The organism is Actinoplanes sp. NPDC049599 (assembly GCF_044465625.1).
Classification (GTDB): Bacteria; Actinomycetota; Actinomycetes; order Mycobacteriales; family Micromonosporaceae; genus Actinoplanes.
The window spans coordinates 1-24,273 of the sequence record NZ_JBITLX010000001.1 but is presented as its reverse complement, the minus strand read 5'-3'; the positions used below and the strand labels follow the sequence as shown (position 1 = coordinate 24,273).

The following is a 24,273-nucleotide window of genomic DNA, read 5'->3' as shown; positions in this document are numbered from 1 at the left end:
TCACACCTCCTTGTCTGACGTGTCGTTCAGGCTGTCGGCAGGGGTGGTGCCGCCGACCGTGGCGGGCAGCCGTTCGGCGACCGCCCGGCGGGCCCGGGGACTGGGTGGCACCTGCAGGTCCATCGGCGGAACCGGGAAGCTGCCCGGCGGCCGGGCGGCCAGTTGCTCCTCGATGGAGAACTCACGCGGCTTCTTGCTGGCCGGCCAGAGCAGCGCGATGCCGAGCACCACCACCGCCGCGGCGAGGTAGACGAGCCAGCGGGCGCCGCCGTCGATCCGGTCGTTGGTGACCCGGACGCCGGCCAGGAACAGGATCCAGACCAGGTTGACCGGGATCAGCACCTTCCAGCCGAAGCGCATGAACTGGTCGTACCGCATCCGGGGCAGCGTGGCCCGCAGCCAGATGAAGCCGAACAGCAGCAGCAGCACCTTGCCCAGCCACCAGATCAGCGGCCACCATCCGGAGTTGGCGCCCGCCCAGAATTCGGTGATCGGCCACGGTGCGCGCCAGCCGCCGAGGAACAGCGTCGTGGCGAACGCCGAGACGGTGATCATGTTGATGTACTCGGCGAGGAAGAAGAGCGCGAACTTGAACGACGAGTACTCGGTGTGGAAGCCGCCGACCAGCTCGGACTCCGCCTCGGGCAGGTCGAACGGCGCCCGGTTGGTCTCGCCGACCGCCGCGATGCAGTAGATGATGAAGCTGGGCAGCAGCAGGACCGCGTACCAGCTCGGCGCGGTGGGGCTCCAGCCGAAGATGTCGAACGCCGTGGTGGGGTTGTTGCCCGCCTGGGCGGCGACGATCTGCGACGTGGACATGGTGCCCGCGGTCATGAACACCGCCACGATGCTCAAGCCCATCGCGACCTCGTACGAGATCATCTGCGCGGCCGAGCGCAGACCGCCGAGCAGCGGGTACGTCGAGCCCGAGGCCCAGCCGGCCAGCACCACGCCGTAAACCGCCATCGAGGAGCAGGCGAGCAGCACCAGCACCGAGATCGGCACGTCGGTGAGCTGGAGCGCGGTCTTGTGGCCGAACATCGACACGACCGGCCCGAACGGGATCACCGAGAACGCGGTGAACGCGACCGTCGCCGAGATCACCGGGGCGATGAAGTACACCACCTTGTCGGCGGTCTTCGGGATGATCTCCTCCTTGAACGGCAGCTTGACGCCGTCCGTGAGGCTCTGCAGCCAGCCCTTGGGCCCGACCTGGTTGGGGCCCGGCCGGACCGCCATCCGGGCCACGACCTTGCGCTCGTAGTTGATCGTGAACAGCGTCAGCAGCAGCAGGATGACAAAGACGCCGAGCAGCTTGATGAGAACGATCCACCAGACGTCGTTCTCGAACGTCTGCAGCGTCGGATCCTGCGCCAGGATCAGCTGGTTCATGCGGTAGCCCCCTGAGCCAGGATCGGACCCGGCTTGCCGGCGCTGAGCCGGACCACCGCACCCGAGGTGACGCCGAGGCTGCGACGCAGCGTCGAGCCCGGCGAGTTCGTGGGCAGCCACACGACCTGCGGGGGCAGATCGGTGATCGCCGCGGGAAGGGTGATCGCGCCGCGGTCGGTGCCGACCGTGACGGCGTCGCCGTCGGCCACGCCGAGCGTCTTGGCGAGGCCCTTGCCCAGGCGGACCACCGGGGTGCGAGCCGTGCCGGCCAGCACCTCGTCACCGTCGAGCAGCGAGCCGAGGTCGATCAGGTGGTGCCAGGAGGCGAGCACCGCGTCCTGCGCGCCGAGCTGCGGCAGCGCCGCCGCGGCGACGGCCGGCGCGGCCGGGCGGGCCGAGCGGCTCGCGGGCATGCTGCCCAGCTCCCGCCGGACCGCGGCCACGTCACCGGTGCCGAGCGTGACCTCCATCAGGGCGGCGATGGCCTCCAGCACCCGGCCGTCGGTCATCGCGGCGGTCTTGAGCACGGCCTCGAAGGTCCGCAGCCGGCCCTCCCAGTCCATGAAGGTGCCGGCCTTCTCCGCGGCCGGCGCGATCGGCAGCACGACGTCGGCGCGGCGGGTGACCGCGCTCTGCCGCAGCTCCAGGCTGACCAGGAACGGCACCGCGTCGAGCGCCTGCCCGGCGAGCCGCGGGTCGGCCAGGTCGGCCGGGTCCACGCCGGCGACCAGCAGGCCGCCCAGGGTGCCGTCCGCGGCGGCCGCGACGATCGCGTCCGTGTCGCGCCCGACCGTGCCGGACAGCACACCGGCCTCGACGTCCCAGGCCGCGGCCAGTTCGGCCCGCGCACCCGCGTCGGTGACCGGGCGACCGCCGGGCAGCAGGTTGGGCAGGCAGCCCGCGTCCACCGCGCCCCGGTCACCCGCGCGCCGCGGCACCCAGGCGAGCCGGGCGCCGGTGCGGGCCGCCAGCGCGGCGGCGGCCGAGAGGCCACCGGGCACGCTCGCGAGCCGCTCGCCGACGATCAGCAGAGCGCCGGGCAGGGCGAGCGCGGCGGCCACCGTCGCGTCGGTGCCGAGCAGCCGGGCCTCGTCACCGGGCACGGCCGCGACCAGCGTCGCGCCGAGCTTCTCAAAACCTCTGCTCAGGTACGGCGCCACGGCCGTGACCTTGAGCTTGTTCTTCCCGTGGCCCTTACGCAGCCGCAGGAACAGGATCGGGCACTCCTCCTCGGGCTCGAGCCCGACGATGACCGCGGCCGGCGCGTTCTCGACGTCCTCGTAGGTCACGTCGGTGACGCCGGCAACGGAGGAGGCGAGGAAGTCCGCCTCTTCACCGGAGAGCGGGCGGGCCCGGAAGTCGATGTCGTTGGTGCCGAGCGCGACCCGGGCGAACTTCGCGTACGCGTACGCGTCCTCAACCGTGAGCCGGCCGCCGGTCAGCACGCCGACGCCCCGGCCCTTCGCCGCCTGGAGCCCCTCGGCGGCCGCCAGCAGCGCCTCGCTCCAGGCCGCCTCCCGCAGCTCGCCGGTCTTGGCGTCGCGGACCAGCGGGGTGGTGATGCGGTCATAGCCGGTGGTGTAGCGGAAGCCCCACCGGCCCTTGTCGCAGTTCCACTCCTCGTTGACCGCCGGGTCGTCGCCGGCCAGGCGCCGCAGCACCTTGCCGCGCCGGTGGTCGGCCCGCATCGCGCAGCCGGCCGCGCAGTGCTCGCAGGCGGTCGGCGAGGAGACCAGGTCGAACGGGCGGGCCCGGAACCGGTACTGCTCGCCGGTCAGCGCGCCGACCGGGCAGATCTGGATGGTGTTGCCGGAGAAGTACGAGTTGAACGGGACGTCGCCCGGGTCCTCGCCGGCGTTGCCGTCGCCGTAGCCCTCGCCGCCGAAGAAGTCGTCGCGGTAGACGTTGATCTGCTCGCCGGACGAGCGGTCCATCAGGTCGATGAACTTGTCGCCGGCGATCTCCTCGGAGAACCGGGTGCAGCGCTGGCAGAGGATGCAGCGCTCCCGGTCCAGCAGCACCTGGCTGGAGATGTGGATCGGCTTCTCGTACTCGCGCTTGTGCTCGTGGAAGCGGGTGTCGACCCGGCCGGCGGACATCGCCTGGTTCTGCAGCGGGCACTCGCCGCCCTTGTCGCAGGTCGGGCAGTCCAGCGGGTGGTTGGCCAGCAGCAGCTCCATCACGCCGCCCTGCGCCTTGGCGGCGACCGGCGAGGTGAGCTGGGTCTTGACCACCATGCCCTCGGCCACCGTCTGAGTGCAGGAGGCGACCGGCTTGCGCTGGCCCTCCACCTCGACCAGGCACTGGCGGCAGGCGCCGGCCGGGGCCAGCAGCGGGTGGTCACAGAACCGCGGGATCGCGATGCCCATCCGCTCGGCGACCCGGATGACCAGCTCGCCCTTGGCGGCGGTCACCTCGACACCGTCGACGGTGAGGGCGACCATGTCGGTCTTCTTGGCGACGTCGGTCATCAGTGGGCTCCTACCAGGGCCTTCTCGGACAGCCGCGGGGCGGTCCGGCCCTCGATGTAGTCGAGGTAGTCCTGCCGGAAGAACTTCAGCGTCGACATGACCGGCGTGGCCGCGCCGTCGCCGAGGCCGCAGAACGACCGGCCGAAGATGTTGTCCGCGGTGTCCTGCAGGGTGTCCAGGTCCTGGACCGTGCCCTGGCCGGAGAGGATCCGGCGGTACGTGCGGACCATCCAGTAGTTGCCCTCGCGGCACGGGGTGCACTTGCCGCAGGACTCGTGGTGGTAGAACTCCAGCCAGCGCCAGGTCGCGTAGACCGGGCAGTCCTGGTCGGAGAAGATCTGCATCGCGGTGGTGCCCAGGATCGAGCCCGCCGCGGCGACGCCCTCGAAGTCCATCGGGGTGTCGATGTGCTCGGCCGTCAGCAGCGGGGTCGACGAGCCGCCGGGCGTCCAGAACTTCAGGTTGTGGCCCGGCTGCATGCCGCCGGCCAGCTCGATCAGCTCGCGCAGGGTGATGCCCAGGCCGCACTCGTACTGGCCCGGGTTGGCGATCCGGCCGGAGAGCGAGTAGATCATCGGGCCGGACGACTTCTCCGTGCCCATGCTCTTCCACCACTCCGCGCCGCCCAGCACGATGTACGGCACCGACGCGATGGTGCCGACGTTGTTGACCACCGTCGGGCTCGCGTACAAGCCGGCGATCGCGGGGAATGGCGGGCGCAGCCGGGGCTGGCCGCGGAAGCCCTCGAGCGAGTCCAGCAGCGCCGTCTCCTCGCCGCAGATGTACGCGCCCGCGCCGCTGTGCACCACGAGGTCCAGGTCGAACCCGGAGCCGAGGATGTTCTCGCCGAGGTAGCCCTTGGCGTACGCCTCCTTGATGGCGTGGCGCAGCCGGCGGGCGGCGTGCACGGCCTCACCGCGGATGTAGATGAACGCCCGGCTGGCCCGGATCGCGTAGGCGGCGATGATCGCACCCTCCACGAGCGAGTGCGGGTCGTAGGTCATCAGCGGCAGGTCCTTGCAGGTGCCCGGCTCGCCCTCGTCGGCGTTGATGACCAGGTAGTGCGGCTTGCCGTCGCCCTGCGGGATGAAGCCCCACTTGAGCCCGGTCGGGAAGCCGGCGCCGCCCCGGCCGCGCAGGCCGGAGTCCTTGATGAGCTGGATCAGGTCGTCGGGGTGGACGTCCAGCGCCTTGCGGACCGCGGCGTACCCGTCGAGCCGCTCGTAGGTGTCGATCTTCCAGGCGTCCGGCGAGAGCCAGCGCTTGGTGAGGACGGGGGTGAGCTTCTGAAGAACCTCACGCCGGGGCTGAGTCACTTCTTCTCCTCGTTGCCAACGCTGTCGCCGGCGGGCTTACCGTCGCCGGCGGGCTGGTTGTCGGCGAGTCCGGCGGCCTCGGCGGGGTTGGACGGCACCGGCGTGGCGGCGGCCGTCTTCGACGCGTCCGGGGTCGGGGTGTCGGCGGTGGGGTTGCGCGTCTCGGCCGCCCGTACCTCCGGGTCCTTGACGTCGCCGGCCTGGACCGGTGCGCCCGCCTTGCGGTGCTCCACCTTGTCCACCACCGTGGCCGCCGCGGTCTTGACCTTCTTCGCCACGCCGGCCACCAGGCCGGGGTGCTTGTCCTCGGCCGGCTGCGCCGCCGCCGGGCCCGGGTCCTTGACCGCCTTGGCGGACTCGTCGCGGGCCGGCTTGGTGGTGGTGATCGGGGTGTCGATGTTGAAGTTCGCCACCGCGACGCCGTGCTCCTGGGCCAGCGTCACGCCGCGCAGCGTGGGCGCGCCGGCCGGGCCGTCGGCGACCGCGCCGTCCCGCTCGTCGGCGAACCCGGCGAGCTGGACCTGCATCTCCTTGAGCGAGCAGATCCGGGCGCCGCGGGACGGCATCGGCCGCTCGCCCTTGCGCAGCTGCTCGACCAGCTCGACCGCGTCCTGCGGAGTGGTGTTGTCCACCGCGAAGTCGTAGTTGACCGTCATGACCGGCGCGTAGTCGCAGGCCGCGAGGCACTCGGCGTGCTCCAGGGTGATCTTGCCGTCGGCCGTGGTCTGGTCGTGCCCCACGCCGAGGTGCTCCACGAGGCCGTCGTAGACCTCCTGGCCGCCGAGCACGTTGCACAGCGTGTTGGTGCAGACGCTGACCAGGTACTCGCCGGTCGGCCGGCGCTTGTACATCGTGTAGAAGGTGGCGACCGCGCCCACCTGGGCCTTGTTGATGCCCAGGATCTCGGCGCAGAACGCGACGCCGTTGGGGCTGACGAAGCCCTCCTCGGTCTGCACCAGGTGCAGCAGCGGGAGCAGTGCGGAACGCTCCCGGCCGGCGGGGTAACGGGCGAGGATCTCGCGCGCCGGCGCCAGGAGCTTCTCGGCCAGCGGCGCTGCTGCGGGGGAGAAGTCCAGTGTGGTATCGGACATTTAGCGGTCACACCCACCCATCACGGGGTCCAGGGAGGCGCCGCCGGCGATGACGTCGGCCAGCAGCGCACCTTCGGCCATCGCGGGGATGGCCTGGAGATTCACGAAGCTCGGGTCGCGGTAGTGCACCCGGTAGGGGTGGGTGCCGCCGTCGGACACGGCATGGACGCCCAGCTCACCGCGCGGGTGCTCGATGCCGACGTACACCTGGCCGGCCGGCACCCGGAAACCCTCGGTCACGAGCTTGAAGTGGTGGATCAGCGACTCCATCGACTGACCCATGATCTTGGCGACGTGCTCGAGCGAGTTGCCCGAGCCGTCGAGGCCCACGGCCAGCTGGGCCGGCCAGGCGATCTTCTTGTCCGCGATCATGATCGGGCCCGGCTTGAGCTTGTCCAGGGCCTGCTCGACGATCTTCAGCGACTCCCGGATCTCCGCCATCCGGACCAGGTAGCGGCCCCAGACGTCGGCGGTGGTCGCGGTCGGCACGTCGAACTCGTAGTCCTCGTAGCCGCAGTACGGCATGGTCTTGCGCAGGTCCCAGGCCAGCCCGGCCGAGCGCAGCACCGGCCCGGTGATGCCCAGCGACAGGCAGCCGGTCACGTCGAGCACCGCGACGCCCTGGGTGCGCTCCTGCCAGATGACCTGGCCGGAGAGCATCGCCTCGTATTCCTTGAGCTTCTTCGGCAGGTACACGAGCAGGTCACGGATCTTGCGGATGGCCGACTCCGGCACGTCCTGCGCGACCCCGCCCGGGCGGATGTACGCGTGGTTCATCCGCAGGCCCGAGGTCTCCTCGAAGATGTCGAGGATGTACTCGCGCTCGCGGAAGCCGTACAGCATCATCGAGATCGCGCCGAGCTCCATGCCCGTGGTGGCGATCCAGACCAGGTGCGACGAGATCCGGTTGAGCTCCATGAAGAGCACCCGGATGGTCTTCGCCCGCTCGGTGATGTCGTCGGTGATGCCGAGCAGCTTCTCGACCGCCAGGCAGTAGCCGGTCTCGTTGAACAGCGGCGCCAGGTAGTCCATCCGGGTCACGAAGGTCGTGCCCTGGGTCCAGTTGCGGTACTCGAGGTTCTTCTCGATGCCGGTGTGCAGGTAGCCGACGACCGGGCGCACCTGGGTGACGGTCTCGCCCTCGAGCTCCAGCACCAGCCGCAGCACGCCGTGCGTCGACGGGTGCTGGGGACCCATGTTGACGACGATCTTCTCGTTGCTCAGCGGGTCGATACTGCCGGTGATGCTGTCCCAGTCGCCGCCGGTGACCGTGAAGACCCGGCCCTCGGTGGTCTCACGCTCGGTGGCGTACCCGGCTCCGCTGGTCGTCTGGCTTGTCATTGGTAGACCCTCCGCTGGTCCGGCGGCGGAATTACGGCGCCCTTGTACTCGACGGGTACGCCGCCGAGCGGATAGTCCTTGCGCTGCGGGTGCCCCTCCCAGTCATCCGGCATGAGGATGCGGGTGAGGTTGGGGTGGCCGGCGAAGACCACGCCGAACATGTCGTAGATCTCCCGCTCCTGCCAGTCGGCGGTCGGGTAGATGCTGGTCACGCTCGGCAGGCTGACGCCCTCCGCCACCGCCGCCTCCAGGCGGACCCGGCGGCGGTACGTCATCGAGGTGAGCTGGTACGAGATGTGGAAGCGGCGGGGGTCGCTGCCCAGGTAGTCGACCGCGTCCACCGAGGAGCACAGCTCGAAGCGCAGCGACTCGTCGTCCCGCACGATCTGGCAGACCTCGGCGATCCGCTCCGGCTTGATGTGCAGAGTCAGCTCGCCCCGGTAGACGACGACCTTCTCGATCGCGTCCGCGAAGCCCGGATAGGCCTCCTCGAGCGCGTCGTACACCTCGTCGAAGTAGCCGCCGAACGGGCGCGGGCTGTCGACATCGGTGGGCCGCCGGCGGACCAGGCCGCCGAAGCCGGACACGTCACCGGTGCCCTCGACGCCGAACATGCCCTTGTCCGGGCTGGGCGGGGTCTCCGCCGGTGAGCCGAGCTGCGCGCCCTCCGGAGTCGATGCGACGCTCACTTGCCATCCTCCCGGAGATGCGGCTGCAGCTTCATCCAGTTCTCGATGCGCAACTGCTCCTCGCGGCCCTCCTTGACGGCCTGCGTCCACTCGGCCCGGCGGACCTTGTCGACCCGGTACGAGGACGGCATGGCGCCGGCGGCGACGAGCGGCATCTTGCCCTCGGCCTTGCGGGCCTCGAGCATCTTGCGGCCGTTCGGGCCCAGCGGGGCGGCCATGACCTTCTCGCGCATCTTGAGGATCGCGTCGATCAGCATCTCGGGCCGCGGCGGGCAGCCCGGCAGGTAGATGTCGACCGGCACGATGTGGTCCACACCCTGCACGATCGCGTAGTTGTTGAACATGCCGCCCGACGAGGCGCAGACGCCCATCGAGATGACCGAGCGCGGCTCGGGCATCTGGTCGTAGATCTGCCGCACGACCGGGGCCATCTTCTGGCTCACCCGGCCGGCGACGATCATCAGGTCGGCCTGCCGCGGCGAGGCCCGGAAGACCTCCATGCCCCAGCGGCCGAGGTCGTAGTGCGGCCCGCCGGCCGCCATCATCTCGATGGCGCAGCAGGCCAGGCCGAAGGTGGCGCCCCAGAACGACGACTTGCGGGCCCAGTTGGAAAGCTTCTCCACCGAGGTCAGCAGAATGCCGCTCGGTAGCTTCTCTTCGATTCCCATATGTCAGTCCCAGTTCAATCCGCCGCGTCGCCACACGTACGTGTAGGCGATGAAGACAGTGACGATGAAGAGGACCATCTCGACGAAGCCGAACAGGCCGAGCGCCTCGAAGGACACCGCCCACGGGTAGAGGAAGATGGTCTCGATGTCGAAGACGATGAAGAGCATCGCGGTCAGGTAGAACTTGACCGGGAAGCGACCGCCACCGATGGGCTGGGGCGCCGGCTCGATGCCGCACTCGTACGCCTCGAGCTTGGCCCGGTTGTAGCGTTTCGGGCCGACGATCGGCGCGACCGACACCGAGAACAGGGCGAAGAGCGCGCCGAGGATCAGCAGCCCGACGATCGGTACGTAGGGATTGAGCGTCATACCGTCTCCTGCTCGACTGTTAGCCGCTTCACACTATTAATCCGCTTTGGCGTCTGGTCGACCGGGGTGGCCTTGTCTCTCATACCGCCGGTGCGACCTTCGTCAGGCCGTTGATGATCCGGTCCATCGCGTCGCCGTCCCGGGGGTCCGTGAGGTTCGCCAGCAGCTTGAGCACGAAGCGCATCAGGGTGGGATGCGGCATGCCGTGCTTGGTGGCGATCCGCATGATCTGCGGGTTGCCGATCAGCTTCACGAACACACCACCGAGGCGGTAGTACCCCCCGAAACGGACCTTCAACTCCGCGGGGTAGGCCTGAAGTGCGCGCTCGCGGTCGGCGCCGGCCGGGCGCGCGAGGGCCTGGACGGCCACCTCGGCCGCCAGCTCGCCGGACTCCATCGCGTACGCGATGCCTTCGCCGTTCATGGGGTTGACCATGCCACCGGAGTCGCCGACCAGCATGACGCCGCGCGTGTAGTGCGGCACCCGGTTGAAACCCATCGGCAGCGCGGCGCCCAGGATCGGGCCGTCCGCGTTGGCCTCGCCGCGCATGCCCCACTCCTCGGGTGTGGTGTTCAGCCAGTCGGTGAGCATGGCGCGGTAGTTGGTCCGGCCGAAGGCGCTGGAGGAGTTGAGGATGCCCAGGCCCACGTTCACCCGGCCGTCGCCGAGGCCGAAGATCCAGCCGTAGCCGGGCAGCAGCCGGTCGCGGTCCTGCGCGCTGCGCAGCTCCAGCCACGACTCCAGGTAGTCGTCGTCGGCGCGTACCGGTGACTGGTAGTAGCGCCGGACGGCCACGCCGAGCGGGCGGTCGTCGCGCTTGGCCAGGCCCATCGCGAGCGGGAACTTGCCGGACACGCCGTCCGCCGCGATCACCAGCGGCGCTCGATACTGGACCGGTTCCCGATCGGGGCCCTTGGCCTCGACCCCGATCGCGCGGCCGTCGGCGTCGAGCACCGGACCGGTCACGGTGACGCCGGTGCGCAGCAGCGCGCCGGCCTCGACCGCGCGCTTGGCCAGCATGTCGTCGAAGTCGAGGCGGGTGCGGACCAGGCCGTAGCTGGGGAAGCTGGCCAGCTCCGGCCAGTCCAGCTCGAGGCGGACGCCGCCGCCGATCACGCGCAGGCCGCGGTTGTGCAGCCAGCCGGCCTTCTCGGAGGTGTCCACACCCATCCGGATCAGCTGGCGGGTCGCGCGTGGAGTGAGGCCGTCACCGCAGACCTTCTCGCGCGGGAACTCGGTCTTCTCCAGCAGCAGGACGCGCAGGCCGTGCCGCGCCATGTGGTAGGCCGCGGCGGATCCGCCCGGCCCCGCCCCGACCACGATCACGTCGGCCTCGTCGGCGACGGTTCCTCCTGAAACAGCGAGGTCGTTCACGGCTCACCTCCGTCAAGCGCGGGCTCGTGAAACAGTTCACAAGCCAGCCCAGGTCGGAGTCTAAGACGGCCATCGAAGCGGATAGGGGTTAGGGAACCCTAACTGTTTCGGAACAGTTCCGGCTCTTGGCGAGGGCCCGGCGCAGGACCTCGCGGGCGACTCCGTCCAGGTGCTCCGAAAACGTACCGCCCATCGCGGTGTCCAGCGCGACGATCAGCTCATCCACCAACCGCTGCGCCTGTTCCGGGTCCTGCGCGGCCACCAACCGGATACGATGCGCCAGCTCCAGGGCCCGGCGCTCACCCTCGTCACGGTCGTCGATCGGGACGTCGATGTCCGAGTCGTCGACCTGGCAGTCGATTGTCGTCATGTAGCCGAGCTAAACACCCCGGACCATTGCGAACCGGGCAAACGCCCATTCTCTACATCTTCGTGGCCCTGTGCAGGGCAACAACCCCACCGGTCAGGTTGCGCCAGCCGACCCGCGCCCACGGCCCGGCGCCCGCGATGCGGGCGGCGAGACCGGACTGGTCCGGCCAGGCGCGGATGGACTCGGCCAGGTAGACGTACGCCTCCGGGTTGCTCGACACCCCGCGGGCCACCGTCGGCAGGCTGCGCATCAGGTACGACAAGTAGACGGTGCGGAACGCCGCGTTGGTCGGGTGGCTGAACTCGCACACCACCAGGCGCCCGCCCGGCCGGGTGACCCGCCCCAGCTCGCGCAGCGCCGCGCCGGTGTCGACGACGTTGCGCAGGGCGAACGAGATGGTCACCGCGTCGAAGGTCGCGTCCGGGAACGGCAGCTTGAGCGCGTCTCCGGCGACCAGGGGCACACCGCGCCCGCTGCGCCGACCGGCCCGCAGCATGCCGGTCGACAGATCCGCGCCGACGGCGAACGCCCCGGACCGGCCCAGCTCCTCGGTCGACACCCCGGTGCCGGCACCCACGTCGAGGACCCGCTCCCCCGGGCGCAGGCCGAGCGCGGCCCGGGTGGCACGGCGCCAGCCGCGGTCCTGCCCGAAGGAGAGCACGGTGTTGGTGAGGTCGTACCGCTCGGCCACGCCGTCGAACATCTCGGCGACCTCGTGCGGCTGCTTGTCCAGATCTGCGCGCGTCACGCCTGTGTACTCTGCCCCATCCGACCGCCCCACCCGCCACCCGTGACCGGACTGAAGCCTGTCTCACAACACAGAACGGGCGGGATGGTGACCCATCCCGCCCGTGCCTTGTGCGTTATATATACGACCGCCATCGGTCGGGTCCGACCCCGCCGCCGACGGTCATGAGTCGTGGCGACGCTTCAGTGTTGCGGTGTTACGAAGGCAACGTAACCAGCGCGAACGTCGCGTACCAGAGACACACGCAGCTCGTTACCGAGGAGCAATCAGCCCCTCACCGGTCCACCGAGGCGCACCTGGCCGATCGGCCGACTACCTCGGTCATCCGGCCCATCAACACCCCTCAGCCCGGGGGTTCAGCCCACCGCTACTTGCCGTCGCCCGGGGTCACCAGCACAACGCGGCGGCGGCGCGACACCAGGAACATGACCGCACCGGCGATCAGGGCCGCACCGCCGGCGCCGGCGATGGTGCCCGCGACCGGGCCGGTCACCGGCAGACCCGGGTCGTCCCCGCCACCGGTGCCGCCACCCGTGCCGCCGGCCGGGCCGGCGACGATGACCGCGAAGCCGTCGACGTTGTCGGCCGGGTCGAGCTCGGCGATCTCGGCCGGGTCCACCAGGGAGACGTAGTCCGGCAGGGCCCCAGCGGCGGCGATCCGGGCGCGATCCGGGTCGACGGTCTCGCCGGCCTCGAAGGTCCACTCACCGCCCTGCAGCGTCACCGGCCCCTTGACGTCCGGGGCCACGACGACGTTCAGCTGGACGACGGCCGCGGTCCTCGGCGGCAGGGGGAGCTGGTCGGCCCCGACCACGCAGCGCACGGAACGCCGGTCGACGGAGAAGTCGCAGTCGTCGGCCTCCTGGTCGACGAAGGTCACTCCCTCGGGCAAGTTCGCCACGGCGGTGAAGCCACCCGCGGTCTGGTCACCGAAGTTGTAGATGAACGCCTCGGCCACGCTCTTGCCGCCGGGCGGGATCGGCTTGCCGGTGTGGTGCTCGTCGACGTCGTACTGCGTCACGTCAGCGGCGAAGACGGTCAGGTCGACGCCCTTAGTCTCGGAGAAGGTGACATCGACGGTGTCGCTGTCGTTCTCCTTGTTGCTGTCGCCGGCCACCTCGACCGTCACGGTCAGCGTGCCGGCCTTGCCCGAGGCCGAGCCGATCTTTTGGATCAACGCGTTCAGGTCGACCGAGCCACCCGGAGCCGGAATGAGCGATTTGTCGAGCAGGCAGTCGGCGCGGCCCTGCTCGTCCAGCTCGCAGGGTTGGGGGCTGGCGTTGCCGTACAGAGCCACCTCTGCATTGCCACGGAGGTCCGCGTCAGCGCTGACCTTGATCCTCACCTCGGACGGCTTGGTGCTGCCGTAGTTCGAGAAGGTGATCGGGGACTGCTTCTCATTCGCGCCGAGGGCCAACGTGGTGCCCTTGATGTCGACACCGAAGTCGACGTCGGCCGCGAGGGCCGGCGTCGCCGTGAGCGTGAGGGCGCCGGCGGCCAGCAGGCTGGCCGTGCAGAGCCGGGTCACAGAACGCATCGCCATGAAGGAAGCTCCCGTTGGAACGGACGAATTGAGGGCTGAAGCCTAGGAGCGACCTGCACGGTGCGCGACCCGAAAGCGAAAGATCATCATCAATTCCGTCGGCACTGCTCCCTATGCCCGAAATGCAAAGACCTACAGGGGGCGCGCCACTCATCCGAACGGCCTATTCGAGCTGCACAGCGGGTGATGTCGCAGCTACCGGCGTCGGGACGGTCTCGTACCGTTCTTCAGGAGACGTCGACCAGCGGAAGCTCGGTGCGCCCGGCGCCGCCGCCGGGCATCGCGATCGACGAGAAGTGCGAGACCACCCGCTCGTCCGTCGGGTCGTCCGCCTCCGTCGCGTGGACCGCGAGGTGCCGGTACAGCGTGTCGCGCTGCGCCGGGATGCGGCCCGCCGTACGGATCATCCAGATCAGCTCGTGCAGGTTCGACCGGTGCTTGGCGCCGGCCGAGGAGATCACGTTCTCCTCCAGCATGATCGAGCCGAGGTCGTCGACGCCCAGGTGCAGCGCCAGCTGGCCGACGTCCTTGCCGGTGGTCAGCCAGGACGCCTGCAGGTGCGCGATGTTGTCGAAGAAGAGCCGGGAGACCGCGATGAAGCGCAGGTATTCCATCGTGGTGGCCTGGGTGCGGCCCTTGAGGTGGTTGTTCTCCGCCTGGTACGTCCACGGGATGAACGCGCGGAAGCCGCCGACGCTGCCCTCGGCCTCGACCGCGGAGTCCACGTAGCCGTTGGCCACGGCGAGGTCCTGCACGTCGCGGATCATCCGGATGTGCTCGATGCGCTCGGCGTTCGTCTCGCCCGTGCCCATCATCATGGTGGCCGTGGAGCTGAGGCCGTTGCGGTGCGCGACCGTCATGACCTCGAGCCAGCGGGCGCCGGACTCCTTGAGCGGCGCGATCGCCTTGCGCGGCCGGTCGGGCAGCATCTCGGCGCCCGCGCCGGCGATCGAGTCGAGGCCGGCGGCCTTGATCCGCAGGACCGCATCCTCGATGGAGACGCCGGAGACCTTGGCCATGTGCAGGATCTCGCTGGGGCCGATCGAGTGGATGGCCAGCTGCGGGTAGGCCCGCTTGACCGAGGAGAAGAGGTCTTCGTAGTACTCCACGCCGTTGTCGGGGTGGTGGCCGCCCTGCAGCATCACCTGCGTCGCACCGAGCTCGACCGCCTCGCCGCAGCGGTGCAGGATCTCCTCCATCGGGTGCGACCAGCCCTCGGCATGCTTCGGCGCCCGGTAGAAGGCGCAGAACTTGCAGGCCGTGACGCAGACGTTCGTGTAGTTGATGTTGCGGTCGATCAGATACGTGACGATGCCGTCCGGATAGCGCCGGCGCCGGATCGCGTCGGCCGCCTCACCCAGGGCGTGGAAGGGCGCATCGGTGTAGAGCAGCAGCGCCTCCTCGGGCGTGATCCGCCCACCGTCGGCCCCACGCTGCAGGATGCTGTTGATCTCCGGGTTCGCCGTCACGACTCGAAGCCTACGTGCCCGATCCGGCGATCGTCAGCGGCGTCGGTCACTGCCGCGTCGCTCGATGAGCACGCCGAGCCCGTCCAGCACCCGCTCCAGCCCGAACACGTACGCGTGATCGGGGTTGAAGGCGCCGCCCAGCTCGGCGCCCGCCGCGCCGCCGACCCGCACGGCCGTCGGGTAGCTCTCCGGATCGAAGACCTTGGCCAGCAGCGGACCGTTCTCGGCCCACCACTCGTGGTCGCTGCGCCGGCTGCGCTCGGCCTCGGCGCGGGCCTCGGCGGCCGCGCGGGCCGAGGCGCGGACAAAACCCAGCAGGTACGTCAGCGCGGAGTCGGTCTCCACGTCGTCGAGGCCGGAGCCGTCGAAGGCGCGCAGCTCGTGCTCGTACTTGGCCATCAGGCCGGGGCCCAGCGGCGGCCGGCTCTGCGCGACCCCGGCCGCCCAGGGGTGCCGGGAGTAGAGAACGCGGTTGTCCTCGGCCACCGCGGCGAGCCGCTCACGCCAGGAGGCGTGCGCGGTGTCCTCCCGCGGCATGCGCAGGTAGACAGCGTCGAGCATGAGGTCGAGCAGCGCGGCCTTGTCCGGCACGTAGGTGTAGAGCGTCATCGGGACGACACCCAGCTCCTGCGCGACCCGGCGCATGCTGACCGCGTCGAGCCCCTCCTCGTCGGCGAGCGCGATGGCGGCATCCACGACCTGGGTGACGGTCAGGCCCTTCTTCCGGCCACGCCGGTGCGCCGGCTCCTCGAACCAGAGCAGGTCGATCGTGCGTCGGGCCTCGGCCACGGGGTGGCGCTCCTTTCTTGTACGGCGTATCTTATACGGCGTCCAACTAAACGACCTGGGGGCACCGTGCGCATCTCATCCTCTGCCGTCTCGCTCACCGTCGACGATGTGACCGCCTCGAGCAAGTTTCTCGCCAGCCACTTCGGCTTCGTCGAGCGGATGGCGGCCGACGGGTTCGCCTCCCTGGGCCGCGACGACGCCGCGATGGACGTGGTCTTCCTGCGCCGCGGCATCGAGGTCCTGCCCGAGCCCCTGCGCGACCAGCGGGCCGCCGGCGTGATCGTGGCCTTCGTGGTCGACGATCTGGAGGCCGAGCAGGAGAGACTGCGCGCGGAAGGCGTGCCGATCACCCTCCCGCTGCGCGAGGAGCCCTGGGGCGAGCGCCTGTTCATGGTCGAGGACCCGAACGGCATCTCGTACGAACTGGTCGAGTGGGCCGCGTCATGAGCCACCGGCACGCTGAGTCGTTAATCTCGACAGGTCGATCGGAATCGGAGTCGCAGTGCTCGTCGTGCATGGCGTGTGGATCGCCGGTGAGTCGGCGCCCGGAAGGCTCGCGCTCTGGGCCGAGGACCCCGCTCTCCCCCTGACCACCTCTTCCCGGGCCCGCCGGCGGCCGCACCCGTTCGCGGTGCCGGCCGAGGCTCTGGCGTCGGCGCTGACCGGCTCGTCGGACGACGTCCGCGACGCCCTGGCCAAGGCAGCCGAGTCGGAGCTGACCCTGCACCTGCCCGGCACGCCGAAGGGCCCGCTGGCGTCACCGGAGGCGGGCAGCGAGACACCGGGGCGCGGCCTGCGCCTCACGACGTGGGAGACGCCGGCGCTGGTGGTGCCGGGCGAGCAGGCGTTGACGGCCCTGGGGGCTCTCGCGGAGCCGGATCCCGACGGGCCGTGGATGGCGGCGGCGTCGCTGCGCTATCTGTGCGTGCTGGCCGGGCACGCGTGCGACCTGGCCCGCCGGGGCCGGATGTTGCCGCAGCTGGTGGTGGAATCGGGGACGCCGGCGGGGCGGTGGCGGCCGGTGCTGACGGGGGCCGACGCGGCAAGCTATCGAGACTTCGCGGCGGCCATGCCACCGGTCTGCCGGGCGGCCGGCGGCAGCGGCACGGCCGGCACAGATGATCCGGGCGGCTCGATCGGGGGCGCGGGCAGCTCGGGTGGACCCCCGGGAAGCGCGGGCTCGGGCGGGTCCGCGGGGAGTGGGAGTGTCGGGCGGACTTTGCGGGATGCGCTTGAGGTGCTGGTCGACTGCGCTGCCCGAGCGCTGATGCCCGAGCGGATGTTGCTGGGTCTTCGGCCCGGGCCGAGGACGGCCCTCGCCGAGCGCTGGCTCTTCTCGTTGACCAGCGCCGATCCCACCCTGCCCGGCGCCAAGGCCGCCGACGTCGCCGAGCTGGCCAAGCCACTGGTCGGCTGGCTGCGGTCCGCTCACGATGCCAACGGTCCGATCCGGGTCAGTTTCCGGCTGACCGAGCCGGCGCCGGGCACCGACGACTGGGCGCTGGATTTCGCCCTGCAGTCGGCCGACGACCCGAGCCTCTATCTGCCCGCCGGTGATCTCTGGGCCGGCGCCCGGATGCCCGGCCTGCCCGCCAACCCCGACGAGACGCTGCTTGCCGGGCTCGGCCGGGCGGTTCGGCTCTTCCCCGCCCTGCATGAGGCTCTGCTCGACGCCCAGCCCGACGGCATGGCGCTGAACACCGGCGAGGCCCACGACTTCCTCCGCCAGGCCGCTCCCCTGCTGCAGGCCGCCGGCTTCGGGGTGCAGCTGCCGTCCTGGGCCGGGCGCAAGGCGGTCGGGCTCAAGCTGACCACCCGGACGCGCAGCAAGACGCCGTCCGGCAAGGCGGCCGCCGACTCCGGCTTCGGGCTGGAGCAGCTGGTCGACTTCCGGATCGACCTGGTCATCGGCGACGGCACGGTCAGCGCGGAGGAGCTGGCCGAGCTGGCCCGGCTCAAGGTGCCCCTGGTCCGGGTCCGGGGGCAGTGGGTCGAGCTGGACGACCGGCAGCTCAAGGCCGCGCTCAAGGCCGTCGGCCGGCGGCGTGAAGGTGAGCTCACCGCCGGCGAGGTGCTGCAGCAGGTGGTGGACGGCGGCGAGGAGGATCTGCCGCTGGTCGAGGTGGACGCGGACGGTGCGCTCGGTGACCTGATCTCCGGGCAGGCGGCCGAGCGGCTCGCGCCGGTGCCGACGCCCGCGAGCTTCCAGGGGACGCTGCGGCCGTACCAGGAACGGGGGCTTTCGTGGCTGCACTTCCTGGCGCGGCTCGGGTTGGGCGGCATCCTCGCCGACGACATGGGGCTCGGCAAGACGGCGCAGACGTTGTCGCTGCTGCTCGCCGAGCGGTCCGACCCCAGGGTGGCGGTGGCGCCGACGCTGCTCGTCTGTCCTATGTCGCTGGTCAGCAACTGGCAGAAGGAAGCCGCCCGGTTCGCGCCGTCGCTGCGGGTGCACGTGCACCACGGCGGCGCCCGCAAGCGGGATGACGACTTCCGGTCGGCGGTGACCTCGTCCGACGTTGTCATCACCACCTACGGCACCGCCCTGCGGGATCTCGCCGCGCTCCGCGAGGTCCAATGGGGACGGGTTGCCTGTGACGAGGCGCAGGCCATCAAGAACAGCGGCACCCGGCAGGCCCAGGCCGTGCGCGCCATTCCGGCACGGACGCGGCTGGCGCTGACCGGTACGCCGGTGGAGAACCACCTTGCCGAGCTCTGGTCCATCATGGAGTTCTGCAACCCCGGGCTGCTCGGGCCCGCGAAACGGTTCCGCCGCCGGTTCCAGGAGCCGATCGAGGTGCGCGGCGACGCCGACGCGACGGCCGCGCTCAAGCGGGCCACCGGCCCGTTCGTGTTGCGGCGCCTCAAGACCGACAAGTCGATCATCTCCGACCTGCCGGAGAAGAACGAGATGAAGGCGTGGTGCACGCTCACCGCCGAGCAGGCGACGCTCTACCAAGCCGTGGTCGAGGACATGATGGCCGTCATCGACAGCAGCGAGGGCATCCAGCGGCGGGGCAACGTGATCGCCGCGATGACCAAACTCAAACAGGTCTGCAATCACCCCGCCCACCTGCTCAAGGACGGTTCCCGGCTGCCGGGGCGGTCGGGCAAGCTGGCCCGGCTGGAGGAGCTGACCGAGGAGATCATCGAGGACGGCGACAAGGCGCTGGTCTTCACGCAGTATTCGGAGTTCGGCACGATGCTGCAGCCGTACCTGGCCGCGCATCTGGATCGGCCGGTGCTGTGGCTCCATGGTGGGCTGTCGAAGGCGAAGCGGGACGAGCTGGTCGAGCGCTTCCAGAACGACACCGAGCCGATGCTGTTCCTGCTGTCGCTCAAGGCGGCCGGCACGGGCCTCAATCTCACGGCCGCCAACCACGTCATCCACGTCGACCGCTGGTGGAACCCGGCGGTCGAGGACCAGGCCACCGACCGGGCGTTCCGCATCGGGCAGTCACGCAACGTGCAGGTGCGCAAGTTCATCTGCACCGGCACGCTGGAGGAGAAGATCGACGCGATGATCGAGCGCAAGAAGGCGCTGGCATCCTCCGTGGTCGGCACGGGCGAGGACTGGGTGACCGACCTCAACACCGACCAGCTGCGCGAGCTGTTCTCGCTCGACCCGGCGGCGGTGCGCTGACATGCCGGTGGACCCGCAGGGACGCTGGTTCGACAGCACCGGGCCGATCCGGGTGGACGGCGGCATCGCCGTACGCGCCAAACGCGGCAAGATCGGCGAGCAGTGGTGGTCCCGGAAGTTCGTCGACATCCTCGAACGCTCCTGCGACCCGGGCCGGCTGGCACGCGGCCGGACGTACGCCCGCAAGGGCCAGGTCATCGACTTCGAGCTGACGCCCGGCCGGGTCGCGGGACGCGTGCAGGGTTCCCGGCCGGAGCCGTACCGGGTGACGATCGCCATCCCGGCCTACGACGAGGCACAGTGGACGCGGATCCTTGTGGCGCTGGGCGCGCAGGCGTTGTATCGCGCGGCGTTGCTGGCCGGCGAGATCCCGCACGAGTTGGTGGAGCTCTTCGACGAGTTGGAGCTGCCACTCTTCCCGTCCGAGCTGGACATGACGTGCTCATGCCCGGACTGGGGAAAGCCCTGCAAACACGTGTCCGCGGTGCTGTACGTGCTGGCGGAGGCCTTCGACGACGATCCGTTCCTGGTGCTGGCCTGGCGGGGACGCGGCCGGGAGGAGTTGCTGGCCGCCCTGCGCGGCCTGCCGGAGCCGGTCGAGACCATCGACCCGCTGGCCGTGGACGAGGTGGAGCTGGACGCCCGGCTGGCCGACTTCTACACCCCGGCCATCTCGCTGAGCCGTCTGCGGGAGCGCCCCGGACGGCTGACGGCGCCACCGGAGCTGTTGCTGCGCGTGCTGGACGCACCCCCGCTCCGGGTCCGGCACATTCCGCTGGTCGACATCCTGCGCCCGGCGTACCGGGACCTGGCCGATCCACAGTGAGGCGGGCCTGCGCCGATCGCACAGGCCCGCCGCCAACCTCTTGGTCAGCCCTTGTGCCACTTCTGGTTCGCCGTGCCCGCGCAGTCCCAGAGCTGGAGCCGGCCGCCGTCCGCGCCGTTCCAGTCCTTGATGTCCACGCAGCGGTTCGACTGCGGGTTCACCAGGTCACCCGCGCCCGACAGGACGAACTGCTGGGCGCCCGTACCGTTGCAGGTGTAAAGCTGCACCACCGAGCCGTTGGCGGTTGCTCCGCCGGCCACGTCCATGCACTTGTTGTTCTGCGCCTGCAGGGCGCCGCCTGTCGCGGTCCACTTCTGGGCGTTCGAGCCGTTGCAGCTCCACGTCTGCAGCGGCGCGCTGTCCACGAAGTTGCCGCTCGGCACGTCGATGCACTTGCCGTTCCAGTCGCTGATCAGCGCCTGCCCGCCGCCGGTCGGGGGCGTGGTCGGGCCGCCCGCGCCGAACGGGGTCAGGATCAGGCCGGCCGAGCGCGGGTCGCCGTCGTGCACCAGCGACTCGAAGGCGCCGACGTCATCGAAGGCGAACGCGTACGCCTTGCCGTCCGCCATGTTCTGGTGGATCAGCTTCGCGTACTGGTTGGTCGGGTTGTTCTGGTAGAACTGCGCCGCGTTGGTGCTCGGCTGGGTGTCGACGGTGCCCAGTGTGCCCCGGTTCAGGGCCGCGCAGAGGGTGCGGGAGATCGGCCCGACCACCAGGTCGTTCGGGGCCGGCAGGTCACCGTCGCAGCCCCAGACACTGGCCGACGAGGGCTTGTTGAACGACGCCACCTGCGCCCCGGCGCTGTTGGTGAATCGCATGACGTTGCCGGACGTCCGGCCGAAGTACTTCGTGTTCGGCTGGTCGCCGAACGGCACCACGGTCAGCGTCTTGGTCGTGTACGCGTTCCACGCCGACGTGATGTAGGAGTCCAGGTACGTCGTGCTGAACAGTCCCGCACCCGCCGCCTTGCCCGGCGCCAGCGCACGCAGCACCGTGCCGTCCGAGCGGGTGTAGACCGTGTTCGCCCAGCCCGGCTGCGCCTTGATGCCGTTGATCACGTTGTTACGTCCGTTGCTCACCGGCTCGCCGGTCTTCTTCGTCGCGCCCGACGCCCCGGTCACGGTGACCGCGTGCGGCACCGCGAACATGTCGACCTGCGAGCTGTTCAGCCACAGGCCGGCGTCGTTGTAGGTGAACTCACTCCAGTCGAACAGAATGTTGTAGTTCGCGTCGCCGCTGGCCCACGGCGCCGGCTGGACCAGGCCGTCCGGGGTCAGGAAGAACTTGAGCTTCTCCCCCAGCGAGAAGTAGACGCGGCCGGAGAAGCCACGCGGGAAGTTGATCGTGGTGGTGCCGCCGTTGCCGGGGCCACCGATCGCCACGTCGGGGGCGGGCGAGGGTGGCAGCGAACCGGCCGGCCACGGGGTGAAGGTGCCGCCCTGGTTGCCGTAGCCGAGGCGGCCGGTGCTCAGGTTGATGCCGATCACGTACAGGTAGACGGCCTCGCCGCGGCCGGAGTTGTTGGTGACGCTGACCGGCAACACGGCCGGGCCGATGGCCTGGGCCGGCGCGGCGGCGGCCACCGCCGCCAGCGGGACGGTGATCGCGAGCGCGGCTAGCGCATGCAGGAGTTTTGGACGGATACGCACGATGACTCCTCGGGGGCGGACGGCGCAGGGGATGCGGGGACGGCGCCAGAGAGCGCTCTCACAGCATCAAATGGTTAACACGGTGTGTCAATAGACAGCTGCTGATGTATTGCCGGATTATTTCGGCAGCGCGGGCGGCATAGGCTCGGATCATGAGTGAGATGAGCTACCGCCGCCTCGGCACCTCGGGTCTGGTGGTCTCGGTTGTCGGCATCGGCTGCAACAACTTCGGGCGCAAGCTCGACGCCGACGGGACCCGCGCCGTCGTCGACGCGGCCATCGACGCCGGGATCACGCTGTTCGACACCGCCGACATCTACGGCACCCCGCACGGGGCCTCGGAGGAGTGCCTCGGCGCGGCGCTGAAGGGCCGGCGCGACCAGGTTGTGCTGGCGACCAAGTTCGGCATGGACATGGCGGGCGGCAACGGCGCGGACCACGGCGCCCGCGGCTCGCGGTCCTACATCATGCGGGCGGTCGAGGCCTCCTTGCGCCGGCTCGGCACCGACTACCTCGACCTTTACCAGATCCACACGCCGGACCACGCGACCCCGATCGAGGAGACCCTCGCGGCGCTCGACGACCTGGTCCGCGCCGGCAAGGTCCGCTACCTGGGCAACTCGAACTTCGCCGGCTGGCAGATCGCCGACGCCGACTGGACCGCGCGGACGGCCGGGCAAACCCCGTTCATCAGCGCGCAGAACCAGTACAGCCTGCTGCACCGCGAGGTCGAGGACGAGGTGGTGCCGGCCTGCGAGCAGTTCGGGCTGGGCCTGCTGCCGTTCTTCCCGCTGGACAGCGGCCTGCTCAGCGGCAAGTACCAGCGCGGCGAGACGCCGCCGGCGGGGACCCGGCTGGCCCAGGAGCGGTACCAGCGCTGGCTCGACGGTGCGGACTGGGACACCATCGAGGCGCTGACCGCGTACGGCAAGGAGCGGGGGCACAGCCTGCTGGACGTGGCGATCGCCGGGCTCGCCGCCCAGCCCGCGGTGAGCAGCGTGATCGCGGGAGCGACGACACCGGACCAGGTGCGAGCGAACGCGGCGGCGGGCCAGTGGCGCCTCACTGTCGAGGACGTCGCGGCCCTCGACCAGATCCTGACCCGCTGAACGACAAGCCACCGGCGGCAAGCCGCCCGGAGCCAACTCTCTGAGCGACGGGCCACCGGCGGCAAGCCGCCCAGACCAACCGCTGAGCGGCGGGGCCACCGGCGGCAAGCCGCCCGGTTCCGGCCGGCTGAGCGATCGCAGCGCTCCGCCACCGGCGGCCCGCCGCCCGGTCACGCTGGGCGTCGGCCGGGACCTGTCCGCGGTCGTCGCGCGTCGCGGCGCCGCGGGATCGACCGGGCGGCGCCGAAAGGTCGATGTCAGTGGGCTGAGCGACCAAGTGACGTTCGATGCCGCTCCCGGCAAGCTGGGAGCGAGCAAACGCCGATGACAGCAGGGATGAGCGCAGCGTGACGATGCGGCAGGAAGCGGCCCGGGCGGTTCTCCCCCCGGCCGTCTTCGACTACTACCAGGACGGCTTCGGCGCGCAGGTGAGCCGGGACGAGGCGGCCGCCGCGTGGCGCGACTGGCGGTTTGTGCCGCAGTTGTTCCGTGACGTCTCCCGGGTCAGCACCGAGGTCGAGCTGTTCGGCGCGCGGCTCGCGGGCCCGGTGCTGGCCGGGCCGACCGCGCTGCACACGCTCGCGCATCCGGAGGGTGAGGCCGAGACGGCGCGGGGTGTCGAGGCGGCGGGTTCGCTGCTGGTGCTCAGTTCCCGGGCGGGTCGGCCGCTCTCGGAGATTCCGTTGACGCGGCCCTGGTGGTTCCAGTCGTACGTGCTGCGGGATCGGGACATCACCGAGCGGCAGGTGCGCGCGGCGGTGGCTGCCGGGGCGGGTGCGATCGTGTTGACCGCGGATGCCCCGTACGTGCCGTTGCGGCCGGTGCCGCAGGCCGGGGAGCTTTCGCCCGCCGCCCGCACCGTCGGCATGGAGCAGGATCCGGCGCTCGAGCTCGGCGCGATCGGGTGGCTGGCCCGGATCTCCGGGAAGCCGGTGCTGGTCAAGGGCGTGCTGGGGGCCCGGGACGCGGTGGCGTGCGTCGACGCGGGGGCCGCCGGCGTGATCGTCTCCAACCACGGCGGTCGCCAGCTGGACCGGACGGTCGCCACCGCGCGGGCGCTCGGACCGGTCGCCGCGGCGGTCGCGGGGCGGGTGCCGGTGCTGGTGGACGGCGGGATCCAGGACGGCGGGGACGTGCTCACCGCGTTGGCGCTGGGGGCGACGGCGGTGCTGCTCGGCCGGCCGGTGCTGTGGGCGCTGGCGACCGGCGGGGCTGACGGCGTACGGGATTGCCTTGATCTTTATCGGGCCGACCTGGCGCGGACGATGGCGCAGGCCGGCCTGCCGGCGGTCGAGGACATCACCGCCGACGTCGTCACCAGGGGCTAGTCCCTGTCGCCTCTGGCGAGGTGGCCCGTTCCGGGCTGAAAATCGTGTTGGTCGCCCGCTGACGTCGTGTCTCCTTGATTCGTACGA

At 70.6% G+C, this 24,273-nt stretch carries 20 protein-coding genes; 5 read left to right on the top strand and 15 right to left on the bottom strand.

Features of this window, described 5'->3' with window-relative positions; all coding sequences use genetic code 11:
* The 14 genes from nuoH to ACIBQZ_RS00035 form a co-directional block, all read right to left on the bottom strand.
* Window positions 1-1,392, bottom strand: a complete 1,392-nt coding sequence (nuoH, locus tag ACIBQZ_RS00100; RefSeq protein WP_396086207.1) for an NADH-quinone oxidoreductase subunit NuoH — start codon at window positions 1,390-1,392, stop codon at window positions 1-3.
* Window positions 1,389-3,863, bottom strand: a complete 2,475-nt coding sequence (locus tag ACIBQZ_RS00095; RefSeq protein ID WP_396086206.1) for an NADH-quinone oxidoreductase subunit G — start codon at window positions 3,861-3,863, stop codon at window positions 1,389-1,391. The genes nuoH and ACIBQZ_RS00095 overlap by 4 nt, the downstream gene beginning before the upstream one ends.
* Entirely contained in the window at window positions 3,863-5,179 is a 1,317-nt protein-coding gene (nuoF, locus tag ACIBQZ_RS00090) for an NADH-quinone oxidoreductase subunit NuoF (RefSeq protein ID WP_396086205.1), read from the bottom strand. The genes ACIBQZ_RS00095 and nuoF overlap by 1 nt, the downstream gene beginning before the upstream one ends.
* Window positions 5,176-6,270 carry an NADH-quinone oxidoreductase subunit NuoE gene (nuoE, locus tag ACIBQZ_RS00085; RefSeq protein ID WP_396086204.1) on the bottom strand — a complete coding sequence of 365 codons (1,095 nt, stop codon included), beginning with the start codon at window positions 6,268-6,270 and terminating at the stop codon, window positions 5,176-5,178. The genes nuoF and nuoE overlap by 4 nt, the downstream gene beginning before the upstream one ends.
* Window positions 6,271-7,611: an NADH-quinone oxidoreductase subunit D gene (locus tag ACIBQZ_RS00080; protein ID WP_396086203.1), complete on the bottom strand. Its 1,341-nt coding sequence runs from the start codon at window positions 7,609-7,611 to the stop codon at window positions 6,271-6,273.
* Window positions 7,608-8,300 (bottom strand): NADH-quinone oxidoreductase subunit C, encoded by a 693-nt coding sequence (locus tag ACIBQZ_RS00075; RefSeq protein WP_396086202.1) that lies wholly within the window; start codon window positions 8,298-8,300, stop codon window positions 7,608-7,610. Before ACIBQZ_RS00075 ends, ACIBQZ_RS00080 begins: the two co-directional genes overlap by 4 nt.
* Complete coding sequence (locus tag ACIBQZ_RS00070) at window positions 8,297-8,968, bottom strand: NuoB/complex I 20 kDa subunit family protein (protein ID WP_396086201.1); 672 nt, start codon at window positions 8,966-8,968, stop codon at window positions 8,297-8,299. The genes ACIBQZ_RS00075 and ACIBQZ_RS00070 overlap by 4 nt, the downstream gene beginning before the upstream one ends.
* A 3-nt stretch (window positions 8,969-8,971) precedes the next feature.
* Window positions 8,972-9,337, bottom strand: a complete 366-nt coding sequence (locus ACIBQZ_RS00065; protein ID WP_396086200.1) for an NADH-quinone oxidoreductase subunit A — start codon at window positions 9,335-9,337, stop codon at window positions 8,972-8,974.
* Between the two features lie 79 nt (window positions 9,338-9,416).
* Window positions 9,417-10,712, bottom strand: coding sequence for a geranylgeranyl reductase family protein (locus tag ACIBQZ_RS00060; protein WP_396086199.1), 1,296 nt, complete (start codon window positions 10,710-10,712; stop codon window positions 9,417-9,419).
* Window positions 10,713-10,800: 88 nt separating this feature from the next.
* The gene (locus ACIBQZ_RS00055; protein WP_396086198.1) at window positions 10,801-11,082 is read right to left on the bottom strand and encodes a hypothetical protein; all 282 of its coding nucleotides are present in this window, start codon (window positions 11,080-11,082) and stop codon (window positions 10,801-10,803) included.
* Between the two features lie 52 nt (window positions 11,083-11,134).
* Window positions 11,135-11,830, bottom strand: coding sequence for a demethylmenaquinone methyltransferase (locus ACIBQZ_RS00050; RefSeq protein ID WP_396086197.1), 696 nt, complete (start codon window positions 11,828-11,830; stop codon window positions 11,135-11,137).
* A 367-nt stretch (window positions 11,831-12,197) separates the two neighbouring features.
* Window positions 12,198-13,373 carry a hypothetical protein gene (locus ACIBQZ_RS00045; protein ID WP_396086196.1) on the bottom strand — a complete coding sequence of 392 codons (1,176 nt, stop codon included), beginning with the start codon at window positions 13,371-13,373 and terminating at the stop codon, window positions 12,198-12,200.
* Between the two features lie 227 nt (window positions 13,374-13,600).
* Complete coding sequence (gene mqnC / locus ACIBQZ_RS00040; protein WP_396086195.1) at window positions 13,601-14,842, bottom strand: cyclic dehypoxanthinyl futalosine synthase; 1,242 nt, start codon at window positions 14,840-14,842, stop codon at window positions 13,601-13,603.
* A 33-nt stretch (window positions 14,843-14,875) separates the two neighbouring features.
* Complete coding sequence (locus ACIBQZ_RS00035; protein WP_396086194.1) at window positions 14,876-15,631, bottom strand: TetR/AcrR family transcriptional regulator; 756 nt, start codon at window positions 15,629-15,631, stop codon at window positions 14,876-14,878.
* Window positions 15,632-15,697: 66 nt separating this feature from the next.
* Between ACIBQZ_RS00035 and ACIBQZ_RS00030 the strand changes: the two genes are divergently transcribed.
* From ACIBQZ_RS00030 to ACIBQZ_RS00020, 3 genes are read left to right on the top strand one after another with little or no spacing between them, the layout of a single operon-like run.
* Window positions 15,698-16,078, top strand: a complete 381-nt coding sequence (locus ACIBQZ_RS00030; RefSeq protein ID WP_396086192.1) for a VOC family protein — start codon at window positions 15,698-15,700, stop codon at window positions 16,076-16,078.
* A 55-nt stretch (window positions 16,079-16,133) separates the two neighbouring features.
* Window positions 16,134-19,274, top strand: coding sequence for an SNF2-related protein (locus ACIBQZ_RS00025; protein ID WP_396086191.1), 3,141 nt, complete (start codon window positions 16,134-16,136; stop codon window positions 19,272-19,274).
* A gap of 1 nt (window position 19,275) precedes the next feature.
* Window positions 19,276-20,100: an SWIM zinc finger family protein gene (locus ACIBQZ_RS00020; protein ID WP_396086190.1), complete on the top strand. Its 825-nt coding sequence runs from the start codon at window positions 19,276-19,278 to the stop codon at window positions 20,098-20,100.
* A 44-nt stretch (window positions 20,101-20,144) separates the two neighbouring features.
* Here ACIBQZ_RS00020 and ACIBQZ_RS00015 read toward each other — a convergent pair whose 3' ends face one another.
* Window positions 20,145-21,749, bottom strand: coding sequence for a beta-1,3-glucanase family protein (locus tag ACIBQZ_RS00015; protein WP_396086189.1), 1,605 nt, complete (start codon window positions 21,747-21,749; stop codon window positions 20,145-20,147).
* Between the two features lie 152 nt (window positions 21,750-21,901).
* On the opposite strand from ACIBQZ_RS00015, the gene ACIBQZ_RS00010 reads away from it, so the two are divergent.
* Together ACIBQZ_RS00010 and ACIBQZ_RS00005 are read left to right on the top strand one after the other, a co-directional pair.
* Window positions 21,902-22,858: an aldo/keto reductase gene (locus ACIBQZ_RS00010; RefSeq protein ID WP_396086188.1), complete on the top strand. Its 957-nt coding sequence runs from the start codon at window positions 21,902-21,904 to the stop codon at window positions 22,856-22,858.
* Between the two features lie 353 nt (window positions 22,859-23,211).
* On the top strand, window positions 23,212-24,186 hold the full coding sequence (locus ACIBQZ_RS00005; protein WP_396086780.1) for an alpha-hydroxy acid oxidase: 975 nt from the start codon (window positions 23,212-23,214) through the stop codon (window positions 24,184-24,186).
* The last annotated feature ends 87 nt before the right edge of the window (window positions 24,187-24,273 follow it).

Coding starts and splice junctions, on each gene's coding strand:
- ACIBQZ_RS00065 (WP_396086200.1), bottom strand. CDS start 9,337: ATGACGCTCAATCCCTACGTACCGATCGTCGGGCTGCTGATCCTCGGC.
- ACIBQZ_RS00020 (WP_396086190.1), top strand. CDS start 19,276: ATGCCGGTGGACCCGCAGGGACGCTGGTTCGACAGCACCGGGCCGATC.
- ACIBQZ_RS00055 (WP_396086198.1), bottom strand. CDS start 11,082: ATGACGACAATCGACTGCCAGGTCGACGACTCGGACATCGACGTCCCG.
- ACIBQZ_RS00095 (WP_396086206.1), bottom strand. CDS start 3,863: ATGACCGACGTCGCCAAGAAGACCGACATGGTCGCCCTCACCGTCGAC.
- ACIBQZ_RS00005 (WP_396086780.1), top strand. CDS start 23,212: ATGCGGCAGGAAGCGGCCCGGGCGGTTCTCCCCCCGGCCGTCTTCGAC.
- nuoE (WP_396086204.1), bottom strand. CDS start 6,270: ATGTCCGATACCACACTGGACTTCTCCCCCGCAGCAGCGCCGCTGGCC.
- ACIBQZ_RS00070 (WP_396086201.1), bottom strand. CDS start 8,968: ATGGGAATCGAAGAGAAGCTACCGAGCGGCATTCTGCTGACCTCGGTG.
- ACIBQZ_RS00045 (WP_396086196.1), bottom strand. CDS start 13,373: ATGGCGATGCGTTCTGTGACCCGGCTCTGCACGGCCAGCCTGCTGGCC.
- ACIBQZ_RS00010 (WP_396086188.1), top strand. CDS start 21,902: ATGAGTGAGATGAGCTACCGCCGCCTCGGCACCTCGGGTCTGGTGGTC.
- nuoH (WP_396086207.1), bottom strand. CDS start 1,392: ATGAACCAGCTGATCCTGGCGCAGGATCCGACGCTGCAGACGTTCGAG.
- ACIBQZ_RS00080 (WP_396086203.1), bottom strand. CDS start 7,611: ATGACAAGCCAGACGACCAGCGGAGCCGGGTACGCCACCGAGCGTGAG.